Origin of the sequence: Streptomyces macrosporus (assembly GCF_039533145.1) — a bacterium.
GTDB lineage: Bacteria > Actinomycetota > Actinomycetes > Streptomycetales > Streptomycetaceae > Streptomyces > Streptomyces macrosporus.
Genome location: NZ_BAAASZ010000052.1, coordinates 272,322 through 281,417, shown reverse-complemented (window position 1 = coordinate 281,417; position 9,096 = coordinate 272,322). Strand labels below are relative to the sequence as shown.

The window sequence follows — 9,096 nt, the reverse complement described above, 5'->3', positions numbered from 1 at the left end:
CAGCTCCTTGACCAGCTCCGAGACCGCGGGCATACGCGTCGAACCACCGACCAGGACGACGTGGTCGATCTCGGAGACCGAGATGCCCGCGTCCTTGATGACGTTGTGGAACGGGATCTTGCAGCGCTCCAGCAGGTCCTGGGTGAGCTGCTGGAACTGGGCGCGGGTGAGCTTCTCGTCCAGGTGCAGCGGACCCTCGGCCGAGGCCGTGATGTAGGGCAGGTTGATAGTGGTCTCGGTCGAGCTGGAGAGCTCGATCTTCGCCTTCTCCGCCGCCTCGCGCAGGCGCTGGAGGGCCATCTTGTCCTTGGCGAGGTCCACGCCGTGGGCGTTCTGGAACTGCTTGACCAGGTAGTCGACGACCCGCTGGTCCCAGTCGTCACCGCCGAGGTTGTTGTCACCGTTGGTGGCCTTCACCTCGACGACGCCGTCGCCGATCTCCAGCAGGGACACGTCGAACGTGCCACCGCCGAGGTCGAAGACCAGGATCGTCTGGTCCTCCTTCTCCAGCCCGTAGGCCAGGGCGGCGGCGGTCGGCTCGTTGACGATGCGCAGCACGTTCAGACCGGCGATCTCGCCGGCCTCCTTGGTCGCCTGGCGCTCGTGGTCGTTGAAGTACGCCGGCACGGTGATCACCGCGTCGGTGACCTTCTCGCCCAGGTACGCCTCGGCGTCCCTCTTCAGCTTCTGCAGCACGAAGGCGCTGATCTGCTGGGGGTTGAAGTCCTTGCCGTCCAGGTTGATCTTCCAGTCGGTGCCCATGTGGCGCTTGACCGACCGGATCGTCCTGTCGACGTTGGTGACGGCCTGGCGCTTGGCCACCTCACCGACCAGGACCTCACCGTTCTTCGCGAAGGCCACAACGGACGGCGTGGTCCTGGCGCCCTCGGCGTTGGCGATGACGGTGGGCTCACCGCCTTCCAGAACACTGACGACGGAGTTCGTCGTACCCAGGTCGATGCCGACCGCACGTGCCATTTCGGGTTCCTCCAGCTCATGCCTTGAGTAGAACTGACTCAAGGGTGCAGCAGAGGGAGAACATCGTCAAGAGAACTGAGTCACGGCGACTCAAGTCTTCTCCGGACCGTGGACTCACATCCGGTCGCACGCGGCCCGACGCCCGATCCTAGGGGGTGACGAGCCCGTCCCGGGCGCTCGCGCTCCCCGGCAGGCCCGGCGCGTCGAACTCCACGGCCACGACGGCCGCGTCGTCGCGCAGCCTGCGGCCGGTGTGCCGGGCCACGGCCTCCAGCAGCAGGTCCGGCAGGCGCTCGGTGGACTCCGGACGCAGGGCCTCCAGTTCGGGGACGAGAGGGAAGAACCGGCCGCCGTCGTCGCGCGCCTCGTCGATCCCGTCGGTGTAGAGCACCAACCGGTCGCCGGGCCGCCACCGGGTCACGACCGGCTGCTCGCCGCCGCGCAGTCCCCCGTACCTGTGTACCAGGCCCAGCGGCGGCAGCGGCTCGGCCACCAGCGGACGGCAGTCGCCGGCCGTGAGCAGCAGCGGCGGCGGGTGGCCGAGGTCGACCACGCGCAGCACCGGCCCCTCGATCTCCACCAGCGCGGCGGTCACGAACGACTCCTCCCGCTCGTCCCCCTCCTGCCCGTCGGCGACCCACGCCACCGCGTTCGAGCAGCGGTCCGCGACGGCCGTCAGCGTGGTCTCGTACCGGGCCGCCTCCCGGAACGCCCCGAGCACCGCGGCCGCCATGTGGATCGCGGGCAGGCCCTTGCCGCGCACGTCGCCGATGATCAGCCGCGTGCGGTCCCGGCACGTCACGACCCCGTACAGGTCGCCGCCGATCAGCGTGTCGGACTCGGCGGGGCTGTAGCCGGCCGCCAACCGCAGTCCGCCCGCGAGGTGGGGCACCGGGTAGAGCACGGCCAGTTGGGCGGCCTCGGCCACCCGGCGCAGCCGCACCAACCGCCCCTCGCGCCGCTCCCGGGCCACGCTCGCCATCAGACCGGCCGCGCCCACCACGACCACGGAGACCAGGACGACCGGGTGGTTGTCCGCACCGCTCCAGTGGTGGCCGACGGAGTCGCCCACGCCGATGGCCAGCGCGGCGGCGGAGACGGCGAGCACGTCGCGGGGGCGACCGCGGATCGCGGCGAGCGCGGGCGCCGGGGAGAGCAGCGGACCGGCGTGGAAGACGTGGTGCCCCAGGCCGTCGGCCACCTCCACGACGGCGACCCCCAGGACGAGCAGCCACGGCAGGAACAGCCAGACCCACCGCCGGCCCCACATGCTCGGGGCGACCCACACGGGTCCCGAGCGCAGAAGGCGCATGGGGACCTTCCTCCCGGCCACGACAATCCAACTCATCCCTTTTTACAGCATTTGCTATTAATTCAGCGGAGAGAAGATCTATAGGATGACTCAGCCCGGGCACACCTCCGCCCCCGACCGGCGCCCTCCGGAGCCGCGCTGTAAGGGCGGCCTCAGCGACGCAGATCACCGTCCAGGCGTCTACAGAGGCCCTGCGTTAGTGGGTAGTCTCGAACAGATCGGATAAGTTACCGCTTAGTAAGCTTGCAGCAGCAGGCACCGCCCCCGCAGGTTCGAGGAGCCGTCATGCAACTCGCCGCGATCGTCGTCTCGCTGGTCATCACCGCGGTCGGCGTTGCGCTCTTTGCCCGCGCCATCGCGCAGATCTACCGCTTCGTCAAGCTCGGTCAGCCGGTGCCCGCGGGCACCCGCACCGACGCCCCGAAGCAGCGCACGATCACCCTGGTCAAGGAGTTCCTCGGCCACACCAGGATGAACCGGTGGGGCATCGTGGGCGTCGCGCACTGGTTCGTCGCCATCGGCTTCCTCACCCTTCCGCCGACCCTCGCCCAGGCGTACGGGCAGCTCTTCCGGGCCGACTTCACCCTCCCCGTCCTCGGCGGCTTCCTGCCGTTCGAGATGTACATCGAGTTCATCGGCCTGGCGACGGTCCTCGGCATCCTGGTGCTGATCGCGATCCGGCTGCTCAACCTGCCCACCCGGCCCGGCCGCAAGTCCCGCTTCGCCGGCTCGACGGCCTGGCAGGCGTACTTCGTCGAGTACGTCATCCTCACCATCGGCCTCGCGATCCTCGTGCTGCGCGGCCTGGAGGGCGCGATCCACCACGTCGAGGGCTACGAGGCGGCGTACTTCGTCTCGTACCCGCTGGTCGCGGCCTTCGACGGGCTGGACGAGGGCACGCTCCAGAACCTGATCTACTTCACCGCGATGATCAAGATCAGCGTCTCGCTGATCTGGATGACCGTCGTCGGCCTCAACACCGACATGGGCGTCGCCTGGCACCGCTTCCTGGCCTTCCCCAACATCTGGTTCAAGCGGAACGCGGACGGCTCCACCGCCCTCGGCCCGCTCCAGCCGATGACGTCGGGCGGCAAGCCGATCGACTTCGAGGACCCCGGCGAGGACGACGTCTTCGGCGTCTCCCAGGTCGAGCAGTTCTCCTGGAAGGGCCTGCTGGACTTCTCCACCTGCACCGAGTGCGGTCGTTGCCAGTCGCAGTGCCCCGCCTGGAACACCGGCAAGCCGCTCTCCCCGAAGCTGCTGATCATGTCGCTGCGCGACCACGCGCACGCCAAGGCCCCCTACCTGCTGGCGGGCGGCGGCAAGACCGTGGAGGGCGAGGAGAAGGCGAGCGAGGAGCAGCTGGCGGGCGTGCCCGCCGCCGCTCTCGCCGAGGCCGAGCGTCCGCTGATCGGGACGCTGGAGGAGAACGGCGTCATCGACCCGGACGTGCTGTGGTCCTGCACCACCTGCGGCGCCTGCGTCGAGCAGTGCCCGGTGGACATCGAGCACGTCGACCACATCGTCGACATGCGCCGCTACCAGGTGATGATCGAGAGCGCCTTCCCGAGCGAGGCCGGGACGATGCTCAAGAACCTGGAGAAGAAGGGCAACCCCTGGGGCCTGGCCAAGAAGCAGCGGCTGGCGTGGACCAAGGAGGTCGACTTCGAGGTCCCGGTCGTCGGCAAGGACGTGGAGGACCTGTCCGAGGTCGAGTACCTGTACTGGGTCGGCTGCGCCGGCGCCCTGGAGGACCGCGCCAAGAAGACCACCAAGGCGTTCGCCGAGCTGCTGCACATCGCGGGCGTGAAGTTCGCGATCATGGGCGGCGAGGAGAAGTGCACCGGCGACTCCGCCCGCCGGCTGGGCAACGAGTTCCTCTTCCAGCAGCTCGGCGCCGAGAACGTCGCGATGCTGAACATGGCGTTCGGCGAGGACGACGAGGACGAGTCGACGAAGCTGCCGCCGTCCAAGAAGAAGATCGTCGCGACCTGCCCGCACTGCTTCAACACGATCGCCAACGAGTACCCGCAGCTCGGCGGGCACTACGAGGTCATCCACCACACCCAGCTCCTCCAGCACTTGGTGGACGAGGGGAAGCTGATCCCCGTCACCCCGGTGGAGGGCCTGATCACCTACCACGACCCCTGCTACCTGGGCCGCCACAACAAGGTCTACACGCCCCCGCGCGAGATCATCGCCAAGGTCCCGGGCCTGCGGAACGAGGAGATGCACCGCCACAAGGAGCGCGGCTTCTGCTGCGGCGCCGGCGGCGCGCGGATGTGGATGGAGGAGCGGATCGGCAAGCGCATCAACGCCGAGCGCGTGGACGAGGCGCTGTCGCTCAACCCGGACATCGTCTCCACCGCCTGCCCGTTCTGCCTGGTGATGCTGAGCGACTCGGTCAACGGCAAGAAGAACGAGGGCAAGGCCAAGGAGGACCTGCAGGTCGTGGACGTGGCCCAGCTCCTGCTGGACTCGGTCAAGACCCCCGCCGGTCCGGACGGGGCCGAGGACACCGCCTCGGCCCCCGAGCCCGAGCCCGCCAAGTAGACGACCCGACCCACCCGACGGGCGGGTCNNNGTCTGCGCGCCCGTCTGCGCGCCCGTGCGCGTGAACGGGCGCGGAGACAGGACGCGCGAGGGCACGCGGGGGAGCGCTGCCCGCGCCCGCGCAGCGCACGCGAAAGGAATGCTCCGTTCCGTACAACCGCGGCGCCCCCTTGGAGGTCTGTACGTGCGCCATCTCCACGTGAACCGGGGACCAATTCCCGGTGACATCCGTGGGCCCGCCGCCCGTCGGTCACGGACGTCGGGCGGCACCCTCCCACTCCCGTGCAGCAGGAGAGTTCCGAGTGCACAGACGTTTCCGCACGTCCCTGGCGGCCGCCACCACCGTGGCCGTCCTCACCGGCGGCCTCGTGGTCGCCACCGCCGGGACGGCCGCCGCCGACGGCGCCCGTCCGACCGCGGACTTCAACGGCGACGGCTACCTCGACGTCGCCGTCTCGGCCCCCTTCGCCTACGTGAACGGCAAGGAGGCCGCCGGCCAGGTCCTGGTGATCTACGGCTCCACCCAGGGCCTCACCACCAGCTCCAAGCGCACGCTCGTCAGCCAGAACAGCTCCGGCGTCCCCGGCTCCGCCGAGATCGGCGACATCTTCGGCCACGACACCGCCGCGGCCGACTTCAACCGGGACGGCTACACCGACCTCGCCGTCGGAGCCCCCGGCGAGAAGGTCGACGACGACGTCGACGGCGGCATGGTCACGATCATCTGGGGCTCGGCGTCCGGCCTGTCCGGGGGCACCGTCGTCCCCGACCCGGCGGTCTCCTCCCACGACCGCTTCGGCTACGTCCTGGAGGCCGCCGACTTCAACGGCGACAACAGGGCCGACCTGGCGATCGGCTCCAGCTCCGCCACCATCCGCGTCTACCGCGGCGGCTTCGGCAAGACCCAGGGCCAGACCGGCGGCGTCTACAGCGTCCGTCCCTCCATCCTCAGCGGCGGCGACAACGGCCCGCTGAACCTCCACTCCGGCGACGTCAACGGCGACGACAAGGCCGACCTCGTCGTGGACGGCTTCGAGGACGACAGCACGGAGTACTGGAACGCCAACTACTACCTGCCCGGCTCCGCCTCCGGCCTGACGAAGACCGGCGAGCAGAAGCTCCCCGCCGGCGTCATCACCGACATCGGCGACGTCGACAGCGACGGCTTCGGCGACATCGTCATCGGCATGGAGTTCGACGCCGAGGTGCCCGGCAGCAGCCCGGGCGGCAAGGTCAACATCATCCACGGCTCCGCCTCCGGCCCGAACGGCGAGCGCCTCACCATCACCCAGAACTCCCCCGGCGTCCCCGGCTCCTCCGAGACGGGCGACGCCTTCGGCGCCGAGCTGGACCTGGGCGACGTCAACGGCGACGGCCACCTCGACCTCGCCGTCGGAGCCCCCGGCGAGTCGCTGAGCGGCGTGGACTACACCGGCGCGGTCGTCGTCCTGTACGGCGCCTCGGACGGCTCCGGCATCACCGGCGCCGGCTCCCAGTTCCTCGACCAGAACACCGCGGGCGTCCCCGGCTCCAACGAGACGAGCGACTTCTTCGGCAGCGACGTCCACCTCGCCGACATGAACGGCGACGACAGGGCCGACCTGACCATCGGTGTCGCCGGCGAGAACGACGGCAACGGCGCGGTCGTCGCCATGCGGTCGGACGGCGAGCGGATCCGGCTGAGCGGTGGCGTCTCCTTCTCCCCCACCCTGGCGGGCATCTCCACCTCGGGCAGCCCCTTCCTCGGCGTCAATTTCGCGGGCTGACCCTCCGTCCCTTCCCCCCACGGGGCCCGGCCGAAGGGCCGGGCCCCGTCGCGATCCCGACGGGATGTCACAGCTCGGCGGCAATGCCGGGTTTCCCACCCGGGGCCGGACGCCGTCGCCGTCGGGACACGGTACGTTCGAAGGCGTGGCTGGATTCAGGATGGGACGCGGCCGGGACCCCCGGAACGCACAGCAGCATGGGCAGCACCCCCCGCGGCACGCCCCGGGGCCGTACGGACAGCCCACTCACGGGCAGCCCGCCCACGGGCAGGCCCGGTGGCCCCAGGGCGGCGGCGGACGGCACGGCGAGCCGGAGTACTTCGGCTCCGGACACGACCCGTACGCCGACAACCCCGGGCACACCCGGGTGTTCAGCGTCGGCGAGGCGCCCGACCACGGCCAGGCCCCGTACCAGGGCGGCGGCTACACCGACGGCGCGACCTACGGCGCGGGCCACCCGCCGGCGCCGCCCGCGCCCCGGCTGCACTGGAAGCAGTTGCTGAGCGGGATCGTGCTGCGGCCCAACGCCACCTTCTGGCAGATGCGCGACCACACGGTGTGGGGCCCGGCGCTGACCGTCACCTTCCTCTACGGCCTGCTCGCCGTCTTCGGCTTCGACCAGGCCCGCGAGGACGCGATCAACTCCACGCTCTCCACGGCGGTCCCGTTCGTCCTGATCACCGGCGTGGCCCTGGTGATCTCCGGGCTGCTGATGGGCGTGGTGACCCACACCCTGGCCCGCCAGCTCGGCGGCAACGGCCTGTGGGCGCCGACGGTCGGCCTGTCGATGCTGATCATGTCGATCACGGACGCCCCGCGGCTGCTCCTGGCGATCTTCCTCGGCGGTGGCGCCACCCTGGTCCAGGTCGTCGGCTGGGTCACCTGGCTGGCGGCGGGCGCGCTGTTCACGCTGATGGTCGCCCGCTCGCACGAACTGCCCTGGCCCAAGGCGCTGGGCGCCTCGTCGATCCAGTTGATCGCGCTGCTGGCGCTGATCAAGCTCGGCACCCTGTAGCCCCCGCGGTCCCCGTGACGGCGACGGGGACGGAGGAACGACCGAGAGGGCCCGCCCGGCATCCGGGCGGGCCCTCTCCGGTGCCGGGGCCGGTGCTCGCCCCGTGCCGCGGACGGTCGCGCGGTCGGTCCGCCATCGATCGCGCGGCCGACGGCGCGGTCGGTCGCGCGGTCAGTCGGCGGCGGTCCGGCAGCACAGCGCGAACAGGACGGTCGCCGCCTCCCTCGGCCGCGTCGGATCGAAGCCGGTGAGCTCGGTGAACCGGCGCAGCCGGTTGAGGACCGTGTTGCGGTGGCAGTAGAGCGCCGCCGCCGTCTCGGCGACCGAGCCGGAGTCGCAGTACACGGTCACCGTCTCCAGCAGCCGCTCCCGCTCGTGCGGCGGCAGGGGGTCCAGCCCGGAGAGCACCGAGTCGGCCAGCATGTCCGCGATCGGCCCCAGTCCGGCCGTGGCCACCGGCATCCAGGCGTCGGTCAGCGTCACCGGCCCGTCGGCCGCGGGGTCCATCGCGACGGCGATCGCCTCCGCCGCCCGGACGACGCCGGGCACCCGGGCCAGGCCGCGCGCCGGCGGACCCACCGCGCACGGCACGCCCTCCAGCCAGGCCGGCGGCAGGGCACGGTCGCCACCGCGCGGCAGCCGGGCGACGAGGACCAACACCCCCTGGTGCTGCTGGAGGTGGGCCACCAGACCGGCCGGGCGGGCGGCGACGGCCCGCCGCATCGCGTCCTGGGAGGCGGGCGGCGCGATGGCCACCACGAAGTCGTCCTGCGCGCTCACCCTCAGCAGCGTCGCCACCTGGGCGACGAGCTGCTGGTCGCGGCCGTCGGACGACAGCAGCCGCCCCATCAGCGCGGCCCGCTCCCGCTCCCGCTCCCGGGCCAGCACGGCCACCTCGTCCAGATAGCCGGCGTGCGCCCGCACGGTGTGGAACTCCACGGCGTCCCACACCCGCACCGCCTCGCGCGTCAGCTCCGACAGCTCCTCGGGAGGGACCCTCTCCAGGAAGACCGTCCACAGCACCCGGAAGTCCATCCGGACGGCCTGGAGCATCCGTTCCAGCGGCACGCCCTGGTGGGCGCGGCGGCGGCCCAGCCGGTCGGAGACCCCGCGCAGGTCCTCGCGCATCGGCAGCCCGCCGATCAGCCTGAGCAGGAGCTCGAAGCAGTCGCGGGCGGTGGCGCGCAGGTCCTCGGTGTCGACGGTGGAGCGGTAGCCCTCGAAGTCGGCCACCTCCGCGACGTACCGCTCGATCAACTCCTCCAGGTGGTCCAGGCAGTCGTGGGCGAGCCGGTGCAGTCGCTCGGAGACGACGCCGCCGGGTCCGTCGCCCGAGAGCACGGGAGAGGGAACGGAAACGGGGGCGGAACCGGAAGCGGGGGCGGGGACCGCCGGAGCGCCGACGGACGGCGGATTGTGCATATGCCCATTATCCGCCGTCCATCGCGGAGCGTTCCGTCATTGTTCAACCC

6 protein-coding genes are annotated in these 9,096 nt (G+C 71.1%); 3 read left to right on the top strand and 3 right to left on the bottom strand.

What is annotated here, in order from left to right:
• Both ABD335_RS30630 and ABD335_RS30625 read right to left on the bottom strand, forming a co-directional pair.
• The coding region (locus ABD335_RS30630) for an Hsp70 family protein (RefSeq protein ID WP_344329383.1) at positions 1-978 on the bottom strand (978 nt) is incomplete at its 3' end.
• A gap of 148 nt (positions 979-1,126) precedes the next feature.
• Positions 1,127-2,290: a PP2C family protein-serine/threonine phosphatase gene (locus ABD335_RS30625; protein WP_344329382.1), complete on the bottom strand. Its 1,164-nt coding sequence runs from the start codon at positions 2,288-2,290 to the stop codon at positions 1,127-1,129.
• 285 nt (positions 2,291-2,575) lie between these two features.
• On the opposite strand from ABD335_RS30625, the gene ABD335_RS30620 reads away from it, so the two are divergent.
• The 3 genes from ABD335_RS30620 to ABD335_RS30610 all read left to right on the top strand — a co-directional run bounded on the left by ABD335_RS30620 (position 2,576) and on the right by ABD335_RS30610 (position 7,624).
• A complete protein-coding gene (locus ABD335_RS30620; protein WP_344329381.1) occupies positions 2,576-4,843 on the top strand; it encodes a (Fe-S)-binding protein in 2,268 nt (755 codons plus the stop codon).
• Positions 4,844-5,145: 302 nt separating this feature from the next.
• On the top strand, positions 5,146-6,609 hold the full coding sequence (locus ABD335_RS30615) for an FG-GAP-like repeat-containing protein (protein WP_344329380.1): 1,464 nt from the start codon (positions 5,146-5,148) through the stop codon (positions 6,607-6,609).
• Positions 6,610-6,673: 64 nt separating this feature from the next.
• Positions 6,674-7,624 carry a Yip1 family protein gene (locus ABD335_RS30610; RefSeq protein ID WP_425583789.1) on the top strand — a complete coding sequence of 317 codons (951 nt, stop codon included), beginning with the start codon at positions 6,674-6,676 and terminating at the stop codon, positions 7,622-7,624.
• A 171-nt stretch (positions 7,625-7,795) separates the two neighbouring features.
• On the opposite strand, the gene ABD335_RS30605 is transcribed toward ABD335_RS30610, so the two are convergent.
• Complete coding sequence (locus ABD335_RS30605) at positions 7,796-8,965, bottom strand: PucR family transcriptional regulator (RefSeq protein ID WP_344329377.1); 1,170 nt, start codon at positions 8,963-8,965, stop codon at positions 7,796-7,798.
• Positions 8,966-9,096 lie beyond the last annotated feature (131 nt).

Excerpts from the sequence above, each read along its gene's own strand:
- ABD335_RS30625 (WP_344329382.1), bottom strand. The coding sequence starts at position 2,290 with ATGCGCCTTCTGCGCTCGGGACCCGTGTGGGTCGCCCCGAGCATGTGG.
- ABD335_RS30620 (WP_344329381.1), top strand. The coding sequence starts at position 2,576 with ATGCAACTCGCCGCGATCGTCGTCTCGCTGGTCATCACCGCGGTCGGC.
- ABD335_RS30610 (WP_425583789.1), top strand. The coding sequence starts at position 6,674 with ATGTCACAGCTCGGCGGCAATGCCGGGTTTCCCACCCGGGGCCGGACG.